The sequence below is a fragment of the Streptomyces sp. NPDC086989 genome (genome assembly GCF_044745505.1).
Classification (GTDB): Bacteria; Actinomycetota; Actinomycetes; order Streptomycetales; family Streptomycetaceae; genus Streptomyces.
The window spans coordinates 85,368-108,675 of the sequence record NZ_JBIVAL010000013.1 but is presented as its reverse complement, the minus strand read 5'-3'; the positions used below and the strand labels follow the sequence as shown (position 1 = coordinate 108,675).

Sequence of the window (23,308 nt, the reverse complement as noted above, 5' to 3'; positions counted from 1 at the left end):
GCGATCCGGGTGGGGCACGTGACGGGCCGGCGGGGGCCGGTACGGGATCGGACAAGGAGCATGCGATGACGGACGTGTGGAGTCGGCGCGCCTTCCTCTCCGCCGCGGGCGGGGGTGCGCTCCTGAGGGGAGGGAGCGCCCCGACGGCGGTGGCCGCCCCGGCCGGGAAGGCCGACGACGCGTTGAGGGCGGTGTGGCGCGCTCTCCTGCTGGGCGGTGAGATCCCTGCCGCGCAGGAGCCGTTCCGGTCCAGACTGGCCGATCTCGGCGCCCTGGCCGGCGGATGGCGCTCCACCATGGCCCCGGCGCCCGGTTCGCTGTGGCCCGGCCTCGGGTACGCCGGCGACCCGGAGCTGATGATGCAGAGCTACCACCGGCTGCGGACGATGGCCGAGGCCTACGTCCGGCCGGGGACGGGAGTCACCGGGGACGGCGTGCTGCGGTCGGCGCTGCTGGGCGGGCTGGACCATCTGCACGCGGACGTCTACCACGCCGGCCGGGAGCGGTACGGCAACTGGTACTGCTGGCAGATCGGTGCGCCACAGGCCCTGCTGGACCTGTGCGTGCTGTTGTACGAGGAGGTGCCGGCCGCCGGGCTCGTCGATTTCTGCGCGGCCGTCGACCACTTCGTCCCGGACTCGGCGGTCGGCTCGTACACCGGGACCAGCACGGGGGCGAACCGGGTGGACCTGTGCCGGGTGCTGGCGCTGCGCGGGGTGGTCGGCGGGGACCCGGCGAAGCTCGCCCTGGCCCGGGACGCGCTCGCGCCGGTGTTCCCGTACGTCACCGCGGGCGACGGGCTCTACCGGGACGGGTCGTTCGTCCAGCACACCTGGGTGCCGTACACCGGGACGTACGGGGCGGTGCTGCTCGGCGGGCTGGGCATGCTGTTCGCCCTGCTGAAGGGCACTCCGTGGCAGGTCACGGACCCGGGGACGCAGATCGCCTTCGACGCGGTGGAACGGGCGTGGGCGCCGTTCCTGTTCAACGGGCTGGTCATGGACTGCGTGTCGGGGCGGGCGGTCAGCCGGGGTCTGATGATCGCCGACCCGCACCAGGTCCAGCAGGACGACCATGCCCGGGGACACGCGGTGCTCGCCTCGGTGCTGCTACTCGCGGAAGGCGCGGACACGGCCGAACGGGCCCGCTGGCGGGGGCTGGTGAAGGGCTGGATGGCCCGGGACCACTACAGCCGCCCCCTCGCGGACACGGCGCTCCCACTGGCCTCGCTCGCCCGGCTGGCGGCAGTGGAGTCCGACGCGTCGGTGACGGCACTGCCCGAACCGGTCGGTCACCGGCTGTTCCCGTCCATGGACCGGGCCACGCACCGGCGGCCCCGCTGGGCGGCCTCGCTGTCCATGGCATCGAAGCGCATCGCGCACTACGAGACGGGCAACGGGGAGAACCTGCGGGGCTGGCACACCGGGAGCGGGATGCTCTGCTGGTGGGGGGCCGACTACGGCAACGGCCAGTACTCGGACGCCTTCTGGCCGACGGTGGACCCGTACCGGCTGCCCGGGACCACCGTGTCGCGGAAGGTGCTCGCCGACGGGGCGGGTGGTGACTGGGGGGCGTCCCGGCCCGATACGGCCTGGGTGGGCGGTACCACGGACGGGGAGTTCGCCTCGCTGGGCCAGCACCTGCGGGGTCTGGGCAGCACGCTCACGGCGCGCAGGTCGTGGTTCTTCCTCGCCGACACCGTCGTCTGCCTGGGAGCGGGGATCCGCTGCTCGGACGGGACCCCGGTCGAGACGGTGATCGACAACCGCAACCTGGGCGCCACCGGCACCCATGCCCTGACCGTGGGCGGGGTGGTCCAGCCGGCCACGCCGGGCTGGTCGGCGGCCTTCCCCTCCCCCGGCTGGGCGCATCTGGCGGGCTTCGGCGGGTACGTGATGTCGGGTTCGGGCACGTTCAGAGCGCTGCGCGAGGCGCGCACCGGCCGGTGGAGCGAGGTCAACCGGGGCGGGTCCACGAAGCCGCTGACCCGGCGCTACCTCACCCTCTGGCACGACCACGGCACGGACCCGGCCGGCGCCGGATACGTCCACCAGCTGATGCCGGGGGCGACGCCGGCCCAGACCGCAGCCCGGGCCGCCGCCGCGGGGTGGCTCGCGGTCCTCGCCAACTCGGAGACAACCCAGGGCGTCTCGGTTCCCTCGCTCGGCTTCACCGGGGCCAACTTCTGGCAGGCCGGATCGGCCGGTCCGCTGGAGGCGACGGCACCGTGCTCGGTGACGGTCCGGGAGAGACCGGACGGGACGGCCACGGTCTGCGTCTCGGACCCGGCCCGCGAGGCGGCCTCGCTCACCGTGGTGTGGAACCGGCCCGTCACCGCCGTGCTGTCCCAGCCGCCGGACGTCGTCTCCGTGACCGCCGGCACGCGACTGCGTCTCTCGTTCGGCAGTCTCACCGCGGCGGAGGGGGCCGGCCGGCAGGTGGTGGTGCGGCTGGGGTGAGGCGGCGGCGTAGCCGTGGGGAGCGGGGCGGCCGGGCCGGTCGCGACGGGCGTCAAGCGTGACATAACGTGCCCTCCATGGATCAGGAGCACATAGCCGGGCCCGGGGACGGGGACGGCGCGGGCAGGCGTCGGTTCCTCGCGCTCGCGACGGGTGCCGCGGCCACCGCCGCCGGGCTCGGGGCCGTGGCGGGCTGCGGCAACGGCACGGCGGGCAACGGCGACCCCGGGGACGAGCGCAAGGGCAAGGGGCAGGCCGCCGAGGGCTCGGCAGGGAAGGGCGGACCGGCGGGGTTCGACGTCAGGGCCGAGAACGCCAGGCCCGGTAACGCCGACTGGCATGTGACGAAGGCCGGTCCGGCGCGGGCCGTCGAGGGCTTCGCCGACAAGGTCAGCGTCCTGCCCGGCGAGTCCTTCGGCCTGCACGTGTCCACCACCGCACCCCGGTTCACCGTCTCCGCGTACCGGATGGGCTGGTACGGCGGCGCGCGGGCCCGGCTGGTCTGGCGCTCGGAAGCGCTGCCCGGTGTGCGCCAGCCCGAGCACACGGTGGATTCCGCGACCCGGATGGTCCGCACCCGGTGGCCCCGTACCACCACGGTCGACACCAAGGACTGGCCGGAGGGCTGCTACCTGCTGCGGCTCGACGCACAGGGCGGCGAGGGCCAGCGCTTCGTCCCCGTCACGGTCCGGTCCGCGGCGGGCGCCGGCCGTACGGTCGTGGTGAACGCGGTGGCGACCTGGCAGGCGTACAACCGGTGGGGCGGCTACGGCAGCTACGACGGTCCCAGCGGCGGCTACGCCTCGCGCTCGCTGTCCGTCACCTTCGACCGGCCGTACGAGTACGACGACGGCGCGGGCCTGTTCCTGGTGTACGAGGCACCGCTGCTGGCCCTCGCCGAACGGCTCGGGATACCCCTGGCCTACGCGACGACCAGCGACGTGGCACGGGAGAAGCGGCTTCTGGAAGGGGCTGCGGCGGTCCTCTCGCTCGGCCACGACGAGTACTGGTCGCCCGAGCAGCGGGCCCACTTCACCGCTGCCCGGGACGCCGGCACCAACATCGCGGTCCTCGGCGCGAACTGCTGCTTCCGCCGGATCCGGCTGGAGCCCTCGGACCTCGGGCCGGACCGTACCGTGGTCTGTTACAAGTCCTCCTACGACCAGGACCCCGGCTTCAAGCGGGGCCATCCGGCCACCGTGGACTTCCGCTCGGCGCCCGGCGCCGACCCGGAGAGCTCGCTGCTCGGCGTGATCTACGACGGCTACCCGGTGGACGCCCCGTACGTCGTGACCAACCCGGGCCACTGGCTGTTCGAGGGGACCGGAGTGCGGGCGGGCGACCGGTTCGCGCATCTGGTGGGGGTGGAGTACGACAAGGTCAACACCGGGTTCCCGACACCCCGGCCGATCGAGATACTGGCCCACTCCCCGGTGGTGTGCGAGGGCCGGCCCAGCCACCAGGACACCGCGTACTACACGGTGCCGAGCGGCGCGGGCGTGTTCGCCACGGGGACCATGCGCTGGGTGGAGGCGCTGGACGCGACGGGCGACGGCCGCAGCGGGGCCAACCACGGCCTGGACGCGAGGGCGGGAGCCCTCACCACGAAGGTCACGGAGAACCTGCTCCGGGTGTTCGCGGCGGGCCCGGCGGGGCGCTCGCACCCCGCCCAGGACAACGTCAAGGCGGTGTACGGGGGTTCGTCCTGACCGGAATGCGGTGGACTGCGCCCCGAAGGGGTGTTTAGGATCGTGATCACGGCATCGCGTGTCGGTCACCGACCGGGTGAGGCATGGAGGTGCCGTGACGTGCCTTGCGGAGGCATTCACTCATGTCAGCGCAGCTGAACCACACGATCGTCCACTCCCGGAACAACCGGGAGGCCGCCCGGTTCCTGGCGGACGTCCTCGGCCTCGAGGTCGGGACCGAATGGGGCCCGTTCGTCCCCGTCGACACCGCCAACGGTGTCACGCTGGACTTCGCGACCGCCCCGGCCGACTCCATCACCCCCCAGCACTACGCGTTCCTCGTTTCCGAGGAGGAGTTCGACGCGGCGTTCGGGAGGATCCGGGCCGGCGGGGTCCCGTACTTCGCCGATCCGTACATGAAGCGGCCCGGCGAGATCAACCACAACGACGGCGGCCGCGGCGTCTACTTCCTGGACCCGTCGGGCCACGGGATGGAGATCATCACCCGCCCCTACGGCTACGAGGAACCCGCGGCCGGATAGCGGTTTCCCGCCCGGGTGGTCATGGACTCCGCGCCGGACGACACCACGGCGAACGCCGTCGGGCCCGCCCCCTCAACAGGGGGCGGGCCCGACGGCGTTCAGCGTGCTTTTTGCAGGGGCGGCAGGATTCGAACCTGCGGCATCTGGTTTTGGAGACCAGCGCTCTGACCAGCTGAGCTACACCCCTTCGGCGAGACCAACTCTGACACGAAGCCCCGCGGTGATCCAAATGGATTTGTGGGTCAACCGGGTGGAAGCCCGCCCCGGGCGTGTGCGCCGACGGTCCGGAGCCGGTCCACGGGGGAGACGTTTGCGCTGGTCAGTGCGGTGTCTGACGGAGTCGCGCCGTCGGATCCACTCCGGTCGACGTCCACTCGCCGCGACAGGAGGTACGGGGCGGTGGCGAGTTGACCGCCCCTGCGGTCCGACCACAAGGCGCTGGTGAGCTCCCCTGCCGGCCGGGGCGCACTCCGTGACGCGGTCCAGGAGCCGGCGGGCTTCGCGGCGACCGTGGCGGCGACGTCCCCGGATCGAGGCTTTCGCAGGTGGCGGACCCGGGGAGCGCGGAGGATCGTGGACCGGGGGAAGCGCGCCGGGAGGAGGTCCCGTCATGCGCCGGCCGCACCTGCCGCACCGGTCCCGTCCGTCGCACCGCCGGCCGGGGACACCGGCCGGAGTCGCGTCGGCCTTCCTGCTCGTCCCCGCCCTGCTGGGCGGGCTCGGCGGGCCGGACGGCTCCGGCGAGACGATCGCGCTCTCCGGCAACGAGCCCGGCCAGCACCTCGACGTCACCCTCGCCCGCGTCGTCGACCCTGCGGATCCCGGCCCCGCACCCGAACCCGCCGCCTTCACCTCCGGCCGCCTCGTCGCCGTACAGTTCCGGCTGGAGAACACCGGGACCGCCCCGTACCGGGACTCCCCCGCGAAGGCTTCGCACCTGCTGGACGCCGACGGTCGGCGGTTCTCCGGCTCCAACACCACGACCGGCGCCGGCCCCGTCTTCCCCGACACCGTCACCCTCGCCCCCGGCGGCTCGGCCCTCGGCTACGTCACGTTCCACCTGCCGAACGGCGCCGTCCTCGCCGCGGTCCAGTTCGCGCTCAACGCCGGCCTCGCCTACGACGTCGGGCACTGGAGCCTGCCGTAGGGCGCCCCACACGCCCCCTTGACCATCTTGGTCCAGACCAATAGTTTCGGCATGCACCGCGCACGCGTCCCCTGCACCGCTCCCGCCTCCCCGAAGGAAGCCCATGCGCCGCAGCATGCCCGGCAGGCTGGCCGTCGCCGCCTGTTCCCTCTCCCTGCTGACCGCCCTCGCCCCGGCCGCCGCCGCGCAGGCCGACGGCGGGCAGGCCGACGGCGGGCACAGCCGCCCCTACAAGCGCGTCGGGTACTTCACCCAATGGGGCGTCTACGGACGGGACTTCCAGGTCCAGGACCTGGAGGCGAACGGCAGTGCCGGGAAGCTCACCCACATCGACTACGCCTTCGGCAACATCAGCGCGGACGGCCGGTGCTTCACCGGCAACGTGCCGGGCGAGGCCGACGCCTGGGCCGACTACGTGCGCCCGCTCGACGCCGCGCACTCCGTCGACGGGGTCGCCGACAGCGCCGAGCAGCCGCTCGCCGGGAACTTCAACCAGCTGCGCGAGCTCAAGGCCAAGCACCCGAGCCTCAAGGTCCTTCTCTCCCTAGGCGGTTGGAGCTGGTCCACGCACCTCTCGGACGCCGCGCTCACCCCCGCCTCCCGCAAGGCTCTCGTCCAGTCCTGCATCGACCTCTACATCAAGGGCAACCTGCCGCAGGACGGCGCCCGCGGCGGCGCGGGCGCGGCCGCCGGCGTCTTCGACGGGATCGACCTCGACTGGGAGTGGCCCGGCTCGGCCGGTGACACGGACACCACGTACCGGCCCGAGGACAAGCGGAACTTCGCCGAACTGGTGAAGGAGTTCCGCACCCAGCTCGACGCGTACGCGCGCAGCCAGAGGCGGAAGGAGAAGTACGAGCTGACGGCGTTCGTCCCGGCCGCCCCCGCCAAGATTGATGCGGGCTTCGACGTCCCCCGCATCATGCGCGACCTCGACTTCGTGACCCTCCAGGGCTACGACTTCCACGTCTCCGGCGAGCCGGCCACCGCCCAGCAGTCCGCGCTGTACGCCCGTGGCGACTTCAGCGTGGACGGCACCGTGGAGGCCTGGCGCCGCCGCGGGGCGCCCGCACACAAGCTGGTCGTGGGAATACCGTTCTACGGGCAGGGCTGGACCGGCGTCAGCGGCGGCGGGGACGGCATGGGGCAGCCGGCGGCGGGACCGGCCCCGGCGACCTGGGCGGCCGGGTACGAGGACTACAAAGCGCTGAAGAGGCTCGCCGGTTCGGGTGCGTACCGGGTCTACCGCGACCGCCGGGGCGGCCACGCCTGGCTGTTCGACGGCAGCACCCTGTGGACGTACGACGACCCCCAGGTGCTGCGGACCAAGGCGCAGTACATCCGCGAGAACGGCCTGGGCGGCGCGATGTTCTGGTCGCTGGACGCGGACACCGACGACGGTGAGCTGATGACGGCCGTCGACCGGGGCCTGCACGGCCGCTGACCTCCGGCTGACAGGCCGCCGGCCTGCAGGAGACCGGCGCCGCCGGGCCGCGGGAATCGACCGGCCCGGCGGCGTCCCACCACGTGCGCTCCCTGGCGGCGGCCTGGGCTCGGCGGTCACCGGAGCCACCCCGGCCGTGGCCGCCGGCTCGCTCCCGGGGGCAGCCGGGGCCCGGGCCGGCCGTCCGCACGGTCGACGCGAATGGCCCGGGCCATCGCTGCACGTCTGCGCCGTCGCCTTCTCGGGGCGGGCCGGCACGACCTGCCGGAGCACGCCGGTCTCTTCGGCCTGGAGACCGCCGTCGCGGCGCGGCGCGGTGCGGCGCCGGCCCGCCGCCCCGGCCGCAGTGCCGGGTCCGCCGGGCCGAGTTCTCCCCCGACCGTCCCCTCGGCTTCGTCGCCGTCCACCACGCCACCCGGCTGGTGCTCGCCGCGGGCTGGGTCAACGGCCTTTCCCCTCCCCCGGCTCCCCGCGCCGCATCACGGCGATCACCTCCCGGCCGCGGGGCGGACCGCGGTCGCCGCGTGGACCGGCTCTGTCGGTGCCGTGTGGCACTCTGCACCACGTGAACGAGAACATGCACGGAGCTGCGCTGATCGACCGGGTGATCGACCGGGTCGGACAGCAGGGATGGCCCACCGCGGACGCGCCGGACCTGTGCGAGCCGGTGCCGCTCGCGCCGGAGGTGATCGACCGGCTGAGGCTGCCCGGCGGCAGGGCCCTGCCGCCGAGCCTGCGCCGATGGCTGGCCTACGACAGCTCCTGGCTCGCCGAGGTCGGCTGGTACGAGGACGCCCGGGAGCCCGTGTTCGGCGACCGGGGGCTGGGGGCGACGGCAGAGTGGATGTACGGCTGCGGCGGTGTCATGGCCGGCTCGTTCGCCGACTTCGAGAAGCTGCTCCCTGCGGTGTGCCTGCCGCTCGTCGGCGGCAGCGACTCGCGCCGCCTGCTCTACCTGGGCGAGCCGGACTCCACCGGTGAGTACCCGGTCCTGGTCACCGACATCGACGACCTGCCGTACGTCGCCGTGATGTACCCCGGCCTCGACGTCTACCTCGCCGACCTCGCCGAGGTCATCGACCTGGATCTCGACACGTACACCTCGCTCGCCGACCACCCCGAGTACGGCCCGAGGATGCGCGAGCACGCCGAGAACACCGGACTCGGCCCCGACGGGCTGGAGTTCCACGAACTCGACTGGCTCGACTAGGGACGACCGGCAACAGGTGTCGGCGAGGTGGCCCGGGTTACGGCCGCCCCACCACCCGGCGCCTCAAGTGATCCATCTGCGTTCGGTCTTAATCGAGTGCGAGAGTCCCGGTCCGGGTGGTACAAGGTCCGCGTGACTGATCATCTCCACTTCCCCACGCTGCTGCGGATGATTGACGAGCGTTCCGCCGCGTTCCGCGCCGCCGTCGCCGCGGCCCCCAGCCTCGACGCCGACGTCCCGTCCTGCCCGGGCTGGACGCTGTACGACCTGGCGAACCACCTCAGTGAGGGGGACCGCTTCTGGGCCTACATCGTGCTGAACACCGCGCCGGGCGACGAACGGCCGAGCAAGGACGGGCTGGCGGCGCCCCGGGAGCGCGAGAAGCTCATAACCTGGCTGGCCGACTCGACGGAGCAGCTGCTCACTGCTCTGCGCGAGGCCGGCCCGGACCGGGGCTGCTGGGCCTGGTGGGAGCCGCTGGCCTCGCCGCACACGGTGGCCGCCGTGGCCCGCCGCCGCGTCCCGGAATCGCTGATCCACACCTACGACGCCCAGCTGGCCTCCGGTACGCCGCGGGAGCTGCCGACGACCGAGGCGGTCGACGCCATCGAGGAGTTCCTCGCCACCGTCTGCACCTGCACGGTCCCGTGGCCGGGTGAACCCGCCACCATGGACTACCACGCCGCCGAGGCCGGCTCCTGGCGCCAGACGGTGGACGCCGCCGGTTCCCGCTTCACCCGCCTCACCGCGGCGGAGGCCGCCGAGAGCGAGCCCACCGCCGCCGTCTACGGCACGGCCAGCGAGATGGCCCTGCTCATGTACATGCGCATCCCGGCCGGCTCGCTGCGGATCGAGGGCGACGCCGACCTGCTCCAGCAGCTGCAGGACTGGGGCTGAGGCCGACCGGCAGATGGCTCACTTGAGGCATCGGGTGGTAGGGCGGCCGTCCCAGCGGTAGCGGCTCGTCGAGCATCGGATGAGCATCGGATGAGCATGCGGAGCCTGACGAGAGTGGCGGCGAGACAGAGGTTCCCTCGGGTTCGTGCCTGCCTTGCGTTCGGGCCCGCCTGAGCTGACCCACCCACCATGTGCCGGTCGGTCTGAAGGCGGTGCATCGCAGGGCGGTGGGGCGTCCGCATACGAAACGTATCCGGGCGTTTCCCACGACGCGGCGAGGTGCCGTGGCCGGCGTCGCGCGCCCGCCGGGGATGGCGGGACCGCCCTCAGCCACGCCCGCCGGTAGGCCCGCTCGCGCGGTGCGCGGCGGCCAGGGTGGCGGTCTCGGCGAAGCGGGGGACGTGGCCCGTGCCGCCGCGGCCGGATGTCGAGAGGGAGGCGGCGGCCATGCCGTAGGCGACGGCGTCGGCGAGGAGGTCCCCCAGGGCGAGGCGGGCGGTGGCGGTGCCCGTGAAGCAGTCCCCGGCGCCGGTCGCGTCCACCGGGTCGGGGTTGAGCGGTACGGGGTGGAAGCAGGCCCGGGTGCCGTCGTCGAGCAGGAGGTGGTCGGCGCCCGCGGTGACGACGACCGTACGGGCGCCCAGGGCGCGGTAGCGGGCGGCGGCCGTGCGCGGGTCGGCGGTGCCGGCCAGGGCCCGGGCGTCGGCCGGGCAGGAGGTCTTGAGCAGTCCGGTCAGCGGGGCGATCCGGGCCAGCAGCTCGCGGGCCTCGGCCCGACCGGTCAGGCGCGGGCGGAAGTTGGGGTCGTACGAGACGAGCCCGCCGGCGTCGTGCACCGTCTCGACGGCGGCCACCACCGCGTCGCGGCCGCTCGGGGACAGGGCCCCGGTGATCCCGCTGGTGATGAGGGCCCTCGTGCCGGTCAGCAGGCTCCGCCAGGACGCGATGTGCCGGGTGGACAGGGTGGAGCCGGCGCTGTGGGTGCGCCAGTAGACGAAGTCCCGGTCGCCCTCGGTGTCGGAGGCCAGCAGGTAGGCGCCGTTCGGGCGCGGGGCGCGGCGTACGTGGGACACGTCCACGCCGAGCGCGGCGGCGCGGTGCAGCAGCGGGACGCTGAGCTCGTCGTCGCCGACGACGGCGAGCAGGGCGGTCCGGGCTCCCGCGGCGGCCGCGGCGGCCGCGGCGTTGAGGGCGTCGCCGGAGTACGAGATGCGGGCCGGGGTGCCGTCGGCGGCTTCCCGCAGGGCGGTGTCGGCGTGGATCTCGACGAGGACCTCGCCGAGGACGAGTACGTCGTAGCCGGTCCGGGGTGCCACCGTCAACGGCGCCACCGTCAACGCCCCGAGGGGGAGCAGCCGGTGCAGCACGGCCGGGCCAGTGCGGCGAAGACGGCGGCCAGTTCGCCGGGGTCGTCGGGCAGTCCGCCGCCTATGCCGACGGCCGCGGCGCCGGCGGCGAGCCACTGCGGGATCTCGGCGGGCCGGATGCCCCCGGTCGGGATGAACAGCGCCCCGGGGAGGACCGCCTTGAGGGAGCGGATGAACTGCGGGCCGCCCACGTGGGCCGGGAAGACCTTGGCTGCGCCCGCGCGGGCGACGGCGGAGGCGATCTCGCCGGGGGTGAGGCCCCCCTCGACGAGGACGGCCCCGCGGCGCAGGGCGACGGCACGGGCTTCGGGGGCCGGGTAAGGGGAGATCAGGAAGGCCGCGCCGGCGTCGAGGGCCGTCTCGGCGTGGACGGCGGTGGTGACGGTGCCGACGCCGATCAGGGCGGGCCGCCCGTGCGCGTCGGCGAGCGGTGCGGTGCGGGCGACGGCTGCGGCCCAGCCGGGGATGGAGGTGGTCAGCTCGACGGTGCGGCAGCCGGCGGCCAGCAGGGCGGTGGTCCGGTGGACCGCTTCGTCGGCGTCGGCGTTGCGCAGGACCGGCAGCAGGCCCTGGGCGGTCATCGCGTCGTACGGATGGCAGGACAAGGGACCCCTCCATGCGCTCCTCACGGCAGTTGTTCCACGTAGTGGAACTCGGTACCGTGTAACGGAACTTACGCCGCAGACCTTACCCTGACCCGGCCCCGCCCGACCCCCTCCCGGCCCCTTCCTGTCTCATCCCCTCCCGCCCCGCCCCGCCCCGCCCCGCCCCGTCCCGCCCTGGAGAGCGCATGCCCGACCCCGAAGGCCCCTCCCCGGCGGACGCGGTCGACACCCGCGCCCGTACGGGCCGCACCTCGGCCGCCGGTACGGCGCTGGAGAAGTCGATGCGGATCCTGGAGGCCGTGGCCGCACCCGGCGGGCCGCACCGGCTCACCGATGTGGCGGCGGCCGCTGCGGTGCCGAAGTCGAGCACCTTCCGGATCCTCGCCTCGCTGATCGAGCAGGGCTTCGTCCGCCCGGAGAACGACGCCCGGTACGGGGTCGGCCCCCGCCTGCGCGGACTGTCCGCCATGGTCAGCGGAGGCGAGCCGCAGACCATCGGACGGATCCTCGGCGAGCTGCGCGAGGCCGTCGGCCAGACGGTCCACCTGGCCCTTCACAGCGGGGAGACGCTGACCTACATCCGGAAGCTGGAGAGCGACCAGCCCTTCCGGACGGCCTCCCGGGTCGGGATGCGGATGCCGCTGCACAGCACCGCGATCGGCAAGAGCATCCTGGCGCACCTGCCCGAGGCGGAGGTGCGGGCACTGATCGCGAGCGCCGGGCTGCCGGCCCGCACGCCGAACACGCTGACCCGCCCGGAGGCGCTGCTGGCGGAGCTGGAGAGGGTCCGGGCCCGGGGCTTCGCCGTGGACGACGAGGAGAACGAGCCGACGATCCGGTGCATCGGGGCCGCGGTCCTGGGCCCGGGGGGCCGCCCGGTCGGCGGGGTCAGCATCACCACGGTCGCCTTCTCCGCCGCTCCCGGCCGGGGGTACCCCCACGTCTCCCGCGAGGAGATCGAGGCGTATGCGCCGGCCCTGCGCGCGGCCACGGAGGCACTGGCTCCGCTCCTGTAGGCCGCCCCCGGGGGTCCCGCGTCAGGAGGTGGACGCGGGACCCTCAGCCGAAGCACCCCCGGCCGGCCCGGAGCTCAGCCGGCCACGTACCCGAGGCCCCGGCGCCGACAGCGTCCGGAGCGCGTCCGCGGGCCCGGAGAAAAATTTCTGAGGTTCTTCTTCCGGATAACCGTTATCGGGGCCGCGTTCGACGGTCTCCCAGGTATCGGGCATCATCGACCGCCGGTACGGACAGGGAACCTCACATGACTACACAGCACACCGCAGCGCTGGTGGCAGCGACCCGCGCGGGCGATCCCCGCGCGCAGGACGAGCTGGTCAGCACCTATCTGCCGCTCGTCTACAACATCGTCGGGCGCGCCCTGAACGGCTCCTGCGACGTTGACGACGTGGTGCAGGACACCATGCTGCGGGCGCTCGACGGCCTGGGCACCCTGCGGTCGGACGACAGTTTCCGGTCCTGGCTGGTGGCCATCGCCATGAACCGGGTGCGGGCGCACTGGCAGGCCCGGCACACCGCCCCCGGCGAGAGCGGCCTCGAAGCGGCCTGGGAGCTGGCCGACCCGGGCGCCGACTTCGTGGACCTGACGGTGCTGCGGCTCCAGCTCGAAGGCCAGCAGCGGGAGACGGCCCGCGCCACCCGCTGGCTGGACACCGACGACCGCGCCCTGCTGTCGCTGTGGTGGCTGGAGTGTGCCGGTGAGCTGACCCGCGCCGAGGTGGCCGCGGCCCTCGAACTCTCCCCGCAGCACACGGCGGTGCGCGTGCAGCGGATGAAGGCGCAGCTGGAGTCGGCCCGGGTGGTGGAGCGGGCGCTGGCCACGCAGCCCCCGTGCGAGGAGCTGCGGGCGGTGACGGCCGGCTGGGACGGGGCGCCGTCGACGCTGTGGCGCAAGCGAATAGCCCGGCATGCGCGGGAGTGCGTGCGGTGCGCGGGGCTGTGGGGCGGACTGCTCCCGGCGGAGGGGCTGCTGGCGGGCCTGGCCCTGGTACCGGTCGGGGCGGCCCTGCTGGCCGGCGTACGGTCGGCTGCGACGGGCGGTTTCGTCCCGGCGGGCGCCGCCTACGCACCGGCGGACGCGGCGTACGCCTCCGACGGCGCGGGCGCGGCCATGGGCACCGGCACCGGCACCGGCCCGGGGACGGGATTCGACGGCGCCGGCCTCTCCGACGGCGGGGACTTCTCCGATGCGGCGACGCAGCTCTCCCCCGCGGTCTCCGGCCAGGGCGGCATACCGGACGCAGCCCCGGGCGGCGGCCGCAGCGTCCTGCGCAAGCGCCGCCAGAGCCGCCGCCGCGCGGTCGGCGGCGCGGTGATCGCCGCGTGCGTCGCGGGCGGCGGGCTCGCGTACCTCGGCGGGCTCCCCGGCTCGGGCGACAAGGACACCGGCGCCGCGCCCGCCGCCCCGCTCTCCGCGCTGTCGGCGCCCGAGTCCGCCTCCGCCTCCGCCTCCCCTTCGGAAGCGGCCTCGCCCTCCGCATCGCCTTCCCCTTCGGTCTCCCCCTCGTCGAGCCCCTCCACGGCGAGCCCGACGCCGAGCCCCACGCCGACCAAGTCCAAGGCTCCGGCGCCGCGCCCGTCGGCCCCCGCGCCGGGGCCGGCCCCGGCGGGAGTCGCGGGCCAGGTCATCGCCCTGGTCAACTCCGAGCGCGCGAAGGCCGGCTGCGGCCCGCTGAAGGAGGACCCGCAGCTGCGGGCCGCCGCGCAGGGGCACTCCGACGACATGGCGGCCCGGGACTTCTTCTCGCACACCAACCCCGACGGCGCGGACCCGGGGAAGCGGACGACGGCCGCCGGGTACCGCTGGTCTACGTACGGGGAGAACATCGCCAGGGGCCAGCAGACCGCGGACTCGGTCATGGACTCCTGGATGAACAGCCCGGGCCACCGCGCGAACATCCTCAACTGCTCCTTCAAGGACATCGGCGTCGGCATCCACTCCGGCCCGGGCGGTCCGTGGTGGACGCAGAACTTCGGCGCCCGCATGTGACCGGATGCCCCCGGACCCGTCTGCCAGGTCGGCCACGTCGGCCCCACATGCTTCAAACCTCGTGCAGGATGGAGACTGGGGCCGAAGAGGCTGATCAGGGCGATGGACGGAGCGGGACACATGGCACGCCAGGAACTCCGCCCGCACCAGCGCGAGGCCGTCGACGCCGTGCTCCGGGCGCTCGAACTGCCCGCCGGCGGCCGGGTGCCCGGCGCCGGTCTGCGCACCCAGGTGATCATGGCCACCGGCTCCGGGAAGTCACTGGTCGCCGTGCGCTCGGCCGAGGAACTGCGGGCCGGGCGGGTGCTGGTCCTCGTACCGTCGCTGGACCTGCTCGTCCAGACGGCGGCGGCCTGGCGCCGGGGCGGGCGCACCGGGCGCGCCCTCGCCGTGTGCTCCCTGCGCGAAGCGGACGCGGGCATGCCGACCACCACCGATCCGGCCGAAGTGGCCCGCTGGGCGGGCCGTTCGGCGCACCGGCCGACCGACCGGGTGACCGACCGGGTGACCGACCGGGTGACGGTGTTCGCCACGTACGCCTCGCTGGGCCTGGGCACGATCGAGCAGGCCCACCGGTCCGGGCTGCCGGGCTGGGACCTGATCGTGGTCGACGAGGCGCACCGGACCTCCGGGCGGATCGGGAAGCCGTGGGCCGTGGTCCACGACAACACGCGCATCCCCTCGCTCCGGCGGCTGTACATGACCGCCACTCCCCGGGTCTGGCAGGACGGCACGCAGCCGGAGGGGAGCGAGGCGGGCGCAGGGGCCGAGGAGCCGGAGGAGTCCGGGGCGGGCCCCGGGCGGGGTGAGCTCGTCGCGTCCATGGAGGACGACCCCGACGGCCCGTTCGGCGCCCGCTGCCACACCCTGTCCCTCGCGGAGGCCATCGACCGCGGGATCTGCGCCCCCTACCGGGTGGTGTGCGTGGACGTCAGCGATCCGGGGTTCCAGGCGTCGGTGCTGCTGGGCGCCGACGCGCGTTCCGATGCCGTGCGCGGGGCCCGGCTGGCCGCCCTCCAGGCGGCCCTGGTGAAGGCCGCCTCCGACCAGGGCTTCCGGCGGACCCTCGTCTTCCACCACCTGACCCGGGAGGCGGAGGCGTTCGCGGCCGGGCTGCCGGCGGTGGCGCGGCGGCTGCGGGCCGCTGGGGACGCACCGGGGCCGGTGTATCCCCGCACCGTCTGGGCGGACTGGCTGTGCGGGCAGCACCCGGCGGCGCACCGGCGGCGGGTGCTGGCGGAGTTCGCGGCGGACCGGGCGGCCGGCAAAGCCTTCCTCGGCAGTGTCCGGGTGCTCGGCGAGGGGGTGGACACCAAAGAGTGCGACTCGGTGTTCTGGGCCGACGTACGGGGTTCCATGCCGGACCTCGTCCAGGCCGTCGGGCGGGCCCTGCGCATCCGTCCGGGCGAGGGCAAGGTCGCCTCGCTGGTGGTCCCCGTACTGCTGGGGCCGGGCGAGACGCCCGATTCGATGCTGACCTCGCGGTCGTACGGGGACCTGGCGCGGCTGCTGGAGGCCCTGCGGGCGCACGACACCCGGCTCGTCGAGGCGCTGGCCCAGCCGCAGGCACCGAGCCGGCAGCGGACGCAGTCCCCGGCCGAGGCCGTGGCCGGGGCCGGCATGCGGTCCGGGGCGCAGGCGCTGCTGAGCTTCTCCACCCCGCGTGATCCGGCGCTGCTGGCGGCGTTCATCCGGCTGCGCGTCCTGCATCCGGAGCGCGAGAACTGGCGGCGCGGGGTGGAGGCCGCCCGGATCTACGCGGCCCGGGCCGGGGACCTGCGGGTGCCGTTCGCGTTCCGGGTGCCGGCCGGACCGGGCGCCGTGCCGCCGGGGGCGCCGGGGGCGCCCACCGAGCTGGGGGCATCCCCCGGACCGGGGGCGTCCGCCGGGCTGGGGACATCCCTGCGGCCGGGGGCGTCCGTCGGACCGTGGGCGTCCGCCGCGCCGGGGGCGTCTCCCGAACCGTGGGCGTCCGTCGCGCGGGGGGCGTCCCCCGGTCCCGGCCCGGAGCCGAGGCCGTCCCTGCGCACCCCGCCGGCCGCCGCCGCGGGGGCCGCTGCGCCCCCGCCCGGAACACCGGCCCCGCCCGGTGCGCAGTCCCCGCCCGTCCCGGAACCGGCCCCCGTGGCCTGGCCGCCCGCGCTGGCCGGGTTCCCGCTGGGCCAGTGGATCGCGGACCTGCGGCGCACCCACCGGCGGGGCGCCCTCGGCCGGGACCGGGTCGCGCAGCTCGATGAACTCGGCATGGTCTGGAGCCACTTCGACGTGGCCTTCGAGGAGGGCCTCACCGCGGCCCGCGGCTGGGCGGCGGAACACGGCCACCTGCTGCCGCCGGTGGAGGCCACCTGGCGCGGCGCGCCGGTCGGGGTGTGGGTCAAGAACCAGCGGGCCGCAGCCCGCCGCAAGGGTCCCGGCGCACTGCCGGACGAGCGCCGGGAGGCCCTGGAGGCCATCGACGCGTCCTGGTGCCCGGCCTGGGAGATCTCCTGGCAGCGCGCCTTCCACCTGACCCGCGTCCACCTCGACGCGGGCGGCCGGCTGCCCCTCACCCCCGGCGAGGTCGTCGTCCAGGGCGAGGACCTCGGCCGATGGGTCCGCGGCCAGCGGCTGGCCTGGGAGCAACTGGCCTGGGCGCAGCGCTGGCTGCTGGAGCACACGCTGGGCGTGACCGCGGCGACCGGAGCGGAGCGTCCGGCGCCGCGGCGCTCCCAGGCCGAGAAGTGGGCGGACCACCTGGCGGCGGCCCGGCAGTTCCGCACCCGGGAGCACCATCTGCGGGTTCCCCGTGCCCATGTGGAGCGGGTCGGGGACCGGGAGGTGCGGCTGGGCGTGTGGATCGCCAATCAGCGCTCGCGGGCCTCGGCCCTCGCCCCGGACCGGGTCGCGGACCTCGACGCCCTCGGCATGCGCTGGTAGGCAGCCGACGGCGGCTCGTGCGGGTGCGCCGGGTGCGCGGAGCGGACACGGACACCTGGCCCAGGAGCTCGCCGCCCACCGTGGGGCGGATCCGGACCACGGCTGCCCCGGCCCCCGCGGTCGAGGGAGCGCGCTCCGCACAACGGGCCCCGGCGGCCGGCGCCCACTCCCACGGCGCGGCTCGCCTCGCTCCGGCGAGCACGCCCGCAGCCGACCGGCAGCCGGCTGCGAACCGGTCCGCGCCGCCCGGCGGCAAGCGGATCCGGACCGCGGCCGCCCGGCCCCGCGGTGGCCGAGGGAGCGCGGTCCGGACAACGGGCCCGGCGGTCGGCGCTCACCTCGATGGCACGGCTCGCCGCGCTCCGGCGAACGCGCCGCAGCCGGTCGGCAGCCGGCTGCGAACCGGCCTGCGCCGCCCGGCGGTCGGCGGATCCGGATCACAGCCGACCCGCCCACGGTGGCAGCACGCTCCGGACAACGGGCCCGGCAGCCGGCATCCACCCGATGGCACGGCTCGCCGCGCACCGGCAGGCACGCCGCAGCCGGTCGGCAGCCGGCTGCGAACCGGCCTGCGCCGCCCATCGGCGGGCGGATCCCGACCAAGGCCGACCCGCCCCGCGGTGGCCGAGGCAGCGCGCTCCGTAGGACGGGCCCCGGCGGTCGGCGCCACCCCCATGGCGTTCGGGGAGGGCACGGCCGCCGGCCCGGCCCCTGTCCGCCGACGGGCGGGTGCCGGACCGCGGCCGGGCCCGCCTCTGACGGGCCGGTGGGGCTCCGGCGTCGGTCGGGCGGGCCCGCGGTCGTCGTCAGTGGTGGAAGCCCGAGCGGGGTTCCACCGCCGGAGTCGGCGGGGGTGCGGCGGTGAGGTGGTCCACCGCGTGGCGCAGGTCGTCGACGAGCAGGGCGATCTGGTCGCGGGTCACCCCGTGCCGGATCAGCACGCGCTGGATGACGGTGTCGTCGCGGTCGGCCGGCAGCGGGTACGAGGGCACCTGCCAGCCGCGCATCCGCAGCCGGTCGGAGAGGTCGTACAGGCTGAAGACGGAGCCCTCCGGGTCGGTGAGCCGGTAGGAGACGGCGGGCAGGCCGCCGAGCCCGTCGTAGAGCAGGGTGAACGGGCCCATCGCGGAGATCTCCCCCGCCAGATACTGCGCCGTGGAGACGCAGGCCTCGTGGACGCGCCGGTAACCGGCGCGCCCGAGCCGCAGGAACAGGTAGTACTGGGCGATGACCTCGCCGCCGGGGCGGGAGAAGTTGAGGGCGAACGTCGGCATGTCGCCGCCGAGGTAGTCCACGTCGAAGACGAGCTCGCGGGGCAGCAGGTCGGCGGTGCGCCACACGATCCAGCCGACGCCGAGGGGCGCGAGCCCGTACTTGTGCCCGGAGGTGTTGACGGAGGCGACGCGCGGCAGCCGGAAGTCCCACACCACGTCGGGGTGGAGGAAGGGCGCGATGAAGCCGCCGCTGGCCCCGTCCACGTGGATCGGGATGTCCCAGCCGTGTTCGGCCTGGATCCGGTCGAGTTCGGCGGCGATCTCGGCTACCGGTTCGTAGTCGCAGGTGTAGGTGACGCCGAGGATGGCGACGACGCCGATGGTGTTCTCGTCGACGTACTGGGCGAGCTGATGGGGCCGCAGGCCGGTGGAGTCGGCCTCGACCGGGACCTGGCGCAGTTCGACGTCGAAGTAGCGGGCGAACTTCTCCCAGCAGACCTGGACCGGCCCGCACACCAGGTTGGGGCGGTCGACGGGCAGGCCCTGGGCCTGGCGGCGGGAGCGCCAGCGGAATTTGAGGGCGAGTCCGCCGAGCATGGCGGCCTCGCTGGATCCGGTGGTGGAACAGCCGGTGGCCGCGCCGCCGGGGGGCGCGTTCCACAGGTCGGCGAGGATGTTGACGCAGCGGGCCTCGATCTCGGCGGTCTGCGGGTACTCGTCCTTGTCGATCATGTTCTTGTCGAGGCACTGGTTCATCAGGCGGTGCACGCCGTCGTCGGACCAGGTGGTGCAGAAGGTGGCGAGGTTCTGGGCCGCGTTGCCGTCGAGGAGCAGTTCGTTGCTGAGCAGTTCGTAGACCACTTCAGTGGGCGAGTGGTCGTCGGGCATCCGGTACTTGGGCAGGACCTGGCCGCTCAGTGCGGACGTGAACACGTCCGAGTCGGCATCACCGGCGTTCACGTCTTTCGTCTCATGGAGAGCCATATCCGGACTATAGGTGACGGATCATTACCATCTCGGCTTTTGGGCCGTGCACACCGAGAGCTTCCGGCCGACTCCACGGTGTGACGCCCCCCATAGGAGCGGCGTGGCGCCGGACAACTTACTGTCGAGTAGACTTTTGCACGAAGATCTTCCCGTCCGGGCCGCTGGAGCCGGTTCGGACGAGAAGATCGACCAATTCGTTCTATGGGCAACTTATCCGCTGATGTCCGGATATCAGCCAACGGCCCGCGCCGGCCTGATACTTCTTCGGCCCATGAACAAGATCACCCGTCGGCAGGCCCTGGGCACCACGGCCGGCGCACTCACCGCCCTCGGCATCGCCGGCGCCACCGCGCACGCAGCCGCCACCGACTCCCGCGCCTCCCTACCCACCGGCGCGGTCGACGAGGTGTACCAGGGCCGCCGCATACAGATCACCCCGGCGGAGGCCGGGGGCGGTCATCATGGCGGCCACCACGGCGGCGGCCACGACGCCCTGCCGACGGTCCGGATAGACGGCCGTGAACTCCACGTCATGCGCAACGCCGACGGCACCTGGATCAGCGTGGTCAACCACTACGAGACCTTCGCCGATCCGGCCTCGCTCGCCCGCGCCGCCGTGCGCGAGCTCCAGGGAGCCGTCCTCGCCCCGTTCGCGCCCATGGGAGGCACGGCATGACCGTCCGCAAGAACCAGGCCGCGCTCACCGCCGAAGAGAAGCGCGCCTTCACGAACGCCCTGCTCGAACTGAAGCGCACGGGGGTCTACGACCGCTTCGTGACCACCCACAACGGGTTCATCATGAGCGACACAGACTCCGGTGACCGCGTCGGCCACCGCTCCCCGTCCTTCCTCCCCTGGCACCGCCGCTTCCTGCTGGAGTTCGAGGCCGAGCTGCAGAAAGTGGACGCGAAGGTCACGCTCCCGTACTGGGACTGGACCACGGACCGCACCGCCCGCGCCTCCCTGTGGGCCGCCGACTTCCTCGGCGGCACCGGCCGGGCCCGCGACGGGCAGGTCATGGACGGGCCGTTCGCGTACGCCACCGGGAAGTTCAACGTGAACATACGGGTGGACGGGCGCACGTACCTGCGCCGCGCGCTCGGCGCCGGGGTGGCCGAGCTGCCGACGAAGGCCGAGGTGGACGCCGTGCTCAACATGCCGGTGTACGACATGGCCCCGTGGAACAGCTCGTCGAACGGCTTCCGCAACCACCTGGAGGGCTGGCGCGGCGCCAACCTCCACAACCGGGTGCACGTCTGGGTCGGCGGCCAGATGGCCACCGGCGTCTCCCCCAACGACCCGGTGTTCTGGATGCACCACGCCTACGTCGACAAGCTGTGGGCCGAGTGGCAGGCCCGCAACCCGAAGTCGGCGTACCTGCCGGCCGCCGGCACCGCCAACGTCGTCGACCTGCACGACACCATGCGGCCGTGGAACGACGTGACCCCGGCCGACATGCTGGACCACCGCAAGTTCTACACCTTCGACACCGAGCCGGCGGCGGCCAGCCAGCGGTAGTGCAGTTCGGGGCGCCCGACCTGGCCGTAGCGGGGGGTGCGGTCCGCCCGCCCGGTGTCCACGAGGTGCTCCAGGTAGCGGCGGGCCGTGATCCGGGAGATCCCGGCCGCCTCGGCCGTCCCCGCTGCCGTCAGTCCCTCGGGCGCCGCCCTCAGCAGCGCGCCGACCCGCTCCAGGGTCGGCGCGCTCAGCCCCTTCGGGAGCTCGGCGGGGCCCGGTGCGCGCAGGGCGGCGAGCGCCCGGTCCACGTCGTCCTGGCCGGCCGCCTCCCCCGCCGTCGCGCGGAACTCGGCGTAGCGCAGCAGCCGTTCGCGCAGCGTCGGGAAGGCGAAGGGCTTCAGCACGTACTGGACCACGCCGAGCGAGACGCTCTCGCGGACCACGGCCAGGTCCCGTGCCGAAGTCACCACGATCACGTCCACGGGATGACCGGACGCCCGCAGCCGGCGTGCGAAGCGCAGCCCGTGGCCGTCGGGCAGGGTGAGGTCGAGCAGCAGCAGGTCGACCCGGGTCCGCTCCAGGCACCGGGTGGCCTCGGCGAGCGAGTGGACGGCGCCGACGGCGGTGAAGCCGGGCACCCTGCCGACGTACAGCGCGTGCGCGTCGGCGGCGACGGGGTCGTCCTCGACCACCAGCACCCGCACCTCGGGCACCTCGCGGGCCTCACGGGCCTCACGGGCGTCACTCATGGCGTCGGCTCCCTTCGCATGGGCAGTCGTACGGTGAACTCGGCCCCTCCGCCCGGCACTTCGGCGGCGACCGCGCTGCCTCCGTGCCGGTGGGCCACCTGCCGGACCAGGGCGAGGCCGAGGCCGCGCCCCTCTCCCTTGCCCGACCAGCCGCGCAGGAACACGTCCGCGGCGGCGCCCGTCGGCAGCCCGGGGCCGTTGTCGGTGACGCGCAGCAGCAGTCCGTCGCCCTCGGGCCGGACGGTGACGGCGATCCGGGCCCCCGGCACACCGGTGAGGGCGTCGACGGCGTTGTCGAGGAGGTTGCCGAGCACGGTGACGAGGTCGCGGGCCGGGAGGGTTCCGGTCCGGCCGTCCACGGCGCGGCTGTCGGGGGTGACGACCAGTTCGACGCCCCGCTCGTGCGCCTGGGCGGCCTTGCCCAGCAGGAGCGCCACCAGGACGGGTTCGCCGACGCCGGTGACCACCTCGTCGGTGAGGGCCTGGGCCAGCTCCAGTTCCGCGGTGGCGAACTCCACCGCCTCCTCGGCGCGGCCGAGTTCGATGAGGGAGACCACGGTGTGCAGCCGGTTGGCCGCCTCGTGGGCCTGGGAGCGCAGCGCCTCGGTGAATCCGCGCTCCTGGTCCAGTTCGCCGGTCAGCGACTGGAGTTCGGTGTGGTCGCGCAGGGTGACCACGGTGCCGCGGCGGCCGCCGCCCGCGACGGGCGAGCTGTTGAGGACCAGTACCCGGTCCGCGGTCAGGTGCACCTCGTCCACCCGCGGCCGGTCGGCGAGCAGGGCGCCGGTGATCGGCGCGGGCAGTCCGAGGTCGGCGGCCCCGGTTCCCCTGATGTCCCCGCGCAGGCCGAGCAGTTCGCGTCCGGCGTCGTTGATCAGTGTGATCCGTCGCTGGCCGTCGAGCATCAGCAGTCCCTCGCGGACGCCGTGCAGGGCCGCCTGGTGGTAGTCGTACATCCGGCTGAGCTCGCCCGCGTTCATCCCGTGCGTGTGCCGGCGCAGCCGGGCGTTGACGACGTACGTGCCGAGTCCGCCGAGCGCGAGCGCGCCGGCCGCGACCCAGACGAGGGCGGAGAGCTGCTCGGCGAGCCGGGCGCTGATCGCGCGGACGGTGATGCCGGCGCTGACCATGCCGGTCACGCGGCCGTCGTCGACGAGCGGGGTCACCACGCGGATGGAAGGCCCCAGGGTGCCGGTGTAGGTCTCGCTGAAGGTCTCGCCGCGCAGGGCGCGGGCGGTGTTCCCCATGAAGGGCTCGCCGATGCGGCGGGGGTCGGGGTGGGTCCAGCGCCGCCCGTCCGGAGCCATGATCGTCACGAAGTCCACCCCGGAGTCGACGCGGACCCGCTCGGCGTAGGGCTGGAGGGCCGCCGAGGGACTGCCCCCCTGCCCCGCCGCGCGGACGGCCTCGCGGACGGACGGGGAGTCGGCGACCGCGCGGGCCACCGCCCCCGCCTGGCGCCGGGCGGCCTCCTCGGCCTGCCCGCGGGCGGTGGCGTACGCGAAGACCGCGCAGCCGGCGACGACCACGGCGACCAGCAGCACCTGCATGGCGAAGAGCTGGCCGGCGAGGCTGCGCGGCGGACGAGGGAAACGGAACATGGCGTTCAGTGTGCACC

General features: G+C 74.4%; 17 protein-coding genes and 1 tRNA gene. 12 read left to right on the top strand and 6 right to left on the bottom strand.

What is annotated here, in order from left to right:
• Positions 1-65 precede the first annotated feature (65 nt).
• The 3 genes from ACIPK4_RS28800 to ACIPK4_RS28790 all read left to right on the top strand — a co-directional run bounded on the left by ACIPK4_RS28800 (position 66) and on the right by ACIPK4_RS28790 (position 4,689).
• Positions 66-2,459: a polysaccharide lyase 8 family protein gene (locus ACIPK4_RS28800; RefSeq protein ID WP_402317711.1), complete on the top strand. Its 2,394-nt coding sequence runs from the start codon at positions 66-68 to the stop codon at positions 2,457-2,459.
• Between the two features lie 77 nt (positions 2,460-2,536).
• A complete protein-coding gene (locus ACIPK4_RS28795) occupies positions 2,537-4,168 on the top strand; it encodes a N,N-dimethylformamidase beta subunit family domain-containing protein (protein ID WP_402317708.1) in 1,632 nt (543 codons plus the stop codon).
• Between the two features lie 122 nt (positions 4,169-4,290).
• Positions 4,291-4,689, top strand: a complete 399-nt coding sequence (locus tag ACIPK4_RS28790; protein WP_402317705.1) for a VOC family protein — start codon at positions 4,291-4,293, stop codon at positions 4,687-4,689.
• 113 nt (positions 4,690-4,802) lie between these two features.
• On the opposite strand, the gene ACIPK4_RS28785 is transcribed toward ACIPK4_RS28790, so the two are convergent.
• A tRNA-Trp gene (locus tag ACIPK4_RS28785) sits at positions 4,803-4,876 on the bottom strand.
• Positions 4,877-5,299: 423 nt separating this feature from the next.
• Here ACIPK4_RS28785 and ACIPK4_RS28780 point away from each other — a divergent pair.
• From ACIPK4_RS28780 to ACIPK4_RS28765, 4 genes are all read left to right on the top strand, one after another.
• Positions 5,300-5,836: a hypothetical protein gene (locus ACIPK4_RS28780; protein ID WP_402317702.1), complete on the top strand. Its 537-nt coding sequence runs from the start codon at positions 5,300-5,302 to the stop codon at positions 5,834-5,836.
• Between the two features lie 103 nt (positions 5,837-5,939).
• Complete coding sequence (locus ACIPK4_RS28775) at positions 5,940-7,280, top strand: glycoside hydrolase family 18 protein (protein WP_402317700.1); 1,341 nt, start codon at positions 5,940-5,942, stop codon at positions 7,278-7,280.
• 565 nt (positions 7,281-7,845) lie between these two features.
• A complete protein-coding gene (locus tag ACIPK4_RS28770) occupies positions 7,846-8,490 on the top strand; it encodes a hypothetical protein (RefSeq protein ID WP_402317697.1) in 645 nt (214 codons plus the stop codon).
• A gap of 132 nt (positions 8,491-8,622) precedes the next feature.
• On the top strand, positions 8,623-9,387 hold the full coding sequence (locus ACIPK4_RS28765; protein ID WP_402317694.1) for a maleylpyruvate isomerase family mycothiol-dependent enzyme: 765 nt from the start codon (positions 8,623-8,625) through the stop codon (positions 9,385-9,387).
• Positions 9,388-9,713: 326 nt separating this feature from the next.
• Here ACIPK4_RS28765 and ACIPK4_RS28760 read toward each other — a convergent pair whose 3' ends face one another.
• Together ACIPK4_RS28760 and ACIPK4_RS28755 are read right to left on the bottom strand one after the other, a co-directional pair.
• Complete coding sequence (locus ACIPK4_RS28760; protein WP_402318042.1) at positions 9,714-10,703, bottom strand: sugar kinase; 990 nt, start codon at positions 10,701-10,703, stop codon at positions 9,714-9,716.
• Between the two features lie 17 nt (positions 10,704-10,720).
• On the bottom strand, positions 10,721-11,359 hold the full coding sequence (locus tag ACIPK4_RS28755) for a bifunctional 4-hydroxy-2-oxoglutarate aldolase/2-dehydro-3-deoxy-phosphogluconate aldolase (protein ID WP_402317692.1): 639 nt from the start codon (positions 11,357-11,359) through the stop codon (positions 10,721-10,723).
• 185 nt (positions 11,360-11,544) lie between these two features.
• On the opposite strand from ACIPK4_RS28755, the gene ACIPK4_RS28750 reads away from it, so the two are divergent.
• The 3 genes from ACIPK4_RS28750 to ACIPK4_RS28740 all read left to right on the top strand — a co-directional run bounded on the left by ACIPK4_RS28750 (position 11,545) and on the right by ACIPK4_RS28740 (position 17,282).
• On the top strand, positions 11,545-12,375 hold the full coding sequence (locus tag ACIPK4_RS28750; protein ID WP_402317690.1) for an IclR family transcriptional regulator: 831 nt from the start codon (positions 11,545-11,547) through the stop codon (positions 12,373-12,375).
• A gap of 245 nt (positions 12,376-12,620) precedes the next feature.
• Positions 12,621-14,366 carry a sigma-70 family RNA polymerase sigma factor gene (locus ACIPK4_RS28745; protein ID WP_402317688.1) on the top strand — a complete coding sequence of 582 codons (1,746 nt, stop codon included), beginning with the start codon at positions 12,621-12,623 and terminating at the stop codon, positions 14,364-14,366.
• Positions 14,367-14,486: 120 nt separating this feature from the next.
• Positions 14,487-17,282, top strand: coding sequence for a Helicase associated domain protein (locus tag ACIPK4_RS28740; protein ID WP_402317685.1), 2,796 nt, complete (start codon positions 14,487-14,489; stop codon positions 17,280-17,282).
• A gap of 806 nt (positions 17,283-18,088) precedes the next feature.
• Here ACIPK4_RS28740 and ACIPK4_RS28735 read toward each other — a convergent pair.
• Positions 18,089-19,480, bottom strand: coding sequence for a glutamate decarboxylase (locus tag ACIPK4_RS28735; protein ID WP_402317683.1), 1,392 nt, complete (start codon positions 19,478-19,480; stop codon positions 18,089-18,091).
• A gap of 274 nt (positions 19,481-19,754) precedes the next feature.
• Between ACIPK4_RS28735 and ACIPK4_RS28730 the strand changes: the two genes are divergently transcribed.
• On the top strand, positions 19,755-20,159 hold the full coding sequence (locus ACIPK4_RS28730; RefSeq protein ID WP_054225854.1) for a tyrosinase family oxidase copper chaperone: 405 nt from the start codon (positions 19,755-19,757) through the stop codon (positions 20,157-20,159).
• The gene (locus tag ACIPK4_RS28725) at positions 20,156-21,001 is read left to right on the top strand and encodes a tyrosinase family protein (RefSeq protein WP_402317680.1); all 846 of its coding nucleotides are present in this window, start codon (positions 20,156-20,158) and stop codon (positions 20,999-21,001) included. The genes ACIPK4_RS28730 and ACIPK4_RS28725 overlap by 4 nt, the downstream gene beginning before the upstream one ends.
• Here ACIPK4_RS28725 and ACIPK4_RS28720 read toward each other — a convergent pair.
• Together ACIPK4_RS28720 and ACIPK4_RS28715 are read right to left on the bottom strand one after the other, a co-directional pair.
• Positions 20,959-21,690, bottom strand: coding sequence for a response regulator (locus ACIPK4_RS28720; protein ID WP_402317677.1), 732 nt, complete (start codon positions 21,688-21,690; stop codon positions 20,959-20,961). The two genes, ACIPK4_RS28725 and ACIPK4_RS28720, sit on opposite strands and share 43 nt — an antisense overlap.
• A complete protein-coding gene (locus ACIPK4_RS28715) occupies positions 21,687-23,291 on the bottom strand; it encodes an ATP-binding protein (protein WP_402317675.1) in 1,605 nt (534 codons plus the stop codon). The genes ACIPK4_RS28720 and ACIPK4_RS28715 overlap by 4 nt, the downstream gene beginning before the upstream one ends.
• Positions 23,292-23,308 lie beyond the last annotated feature (17 nt).

What these genes read in the sequence shown, in the direction of transcription:
- ACIPK4_RS28800 (WP_402317711.1), top strand. Translation starts at nt 66, where the DNA reads ATGACGGACGTGTGGAGTCGGCGCGCCTTCCTCTCCGCCGCGGGCGGG.
- ACIPK4_RS28795 (WP_402317708.1), top strand. Translation starts at nt 2,537, where the DNA reads ATGGATCAGGAGCACATAGCCGGGCCCGGGGACGGGGACGGCGCGGGC.
- ACIPK4_RS28790 (WP_402317705.1), top strand. Translation starts at nt 4,291, where the DNA reads ATGTCAGCGCAGCTGAACCACACGATCGTCCACTCCCGGAACAACCGG.
- ACIPK4_RS28780 (WP_402317702.1), top strand. Translation starts at nt 5,300, where the DNA reads ATGCGCCGGCCGCACCTGCCGCACCGGTCCCGTCCGTCGCACCGCCGG.
- ACIPK4_RS28775 (WP_402317700.1), top strand. Translation starts at nt 5,940, where the DNA reads ATGCGCCGCAGCATGCCCGGCAGGCTGGCCGTCGCCGCCTGTTCCCTC.
- ACIPK4_RS28750 (WP_402317690.1), top strand. Translation starts at nt 11,545, where the DNA reads ATGCCCGACCCCGAAGGCCCCTCCCCGGCGGACGCGGTCGACACCCGC.
- ACIPK4_RS28745 (WP_402317688.1), top strand. Translation starts at nt 12,621, where the DNA reads ATGACTACACAGCACACCGCAGCGCTGGTGGCAGCGACCCGCGCGGGC.
- ACIPK4_RS28740 (WP_402317685.1), top strand. Translation starts at nt 14,487, where the DNA reads ATGGCACGCCAGGAACTCCGCCCGCACCAGCGCGAGGCCGTCGACGCC.
- ACIPK4_RS28735 (WP_402317683.1), bottom strand. Translation starts at nt 19,480, where the DNA reads ATGGCTCTCCATGAGACGAAAGACGTGAACGCCGGTGATGCCGACTCG.
- ACIPK4_RS28730 (WP_054225854.1), top strand. Translation starts at nt 19,755, where the DNA reads ATGAACAAGATCACCCGTCGGCAGGCCCTGGGCACCACGGCCGGCGCA.
- ACIPK4_RS28725 (WP_402317680.1), top strand. Translation starts at nt 20,156, where the DNA reads ATGACCGTCCGCAAGAACCAGGCCGCGCTCACCGCCGAAGAGAAGCGC.
- ACIPK4_RS28720 (WP_402317677.1), bottom strand. Translation starts at nt 21,690, where the DNA reads ATGAGTGACGCCCGTGAGGCCCGTGAGGCCCGCGAGGTGCCCGAGGTG.
- ACIPK4_RS28715 (WP_402317675.1), bottom strand. Translation starts at nt 23,291, where the DNA reads ATGTTCCGTTTCCCTCGTCCGCCGCGCAGCCTCGCCGGCCAGCTCTTC.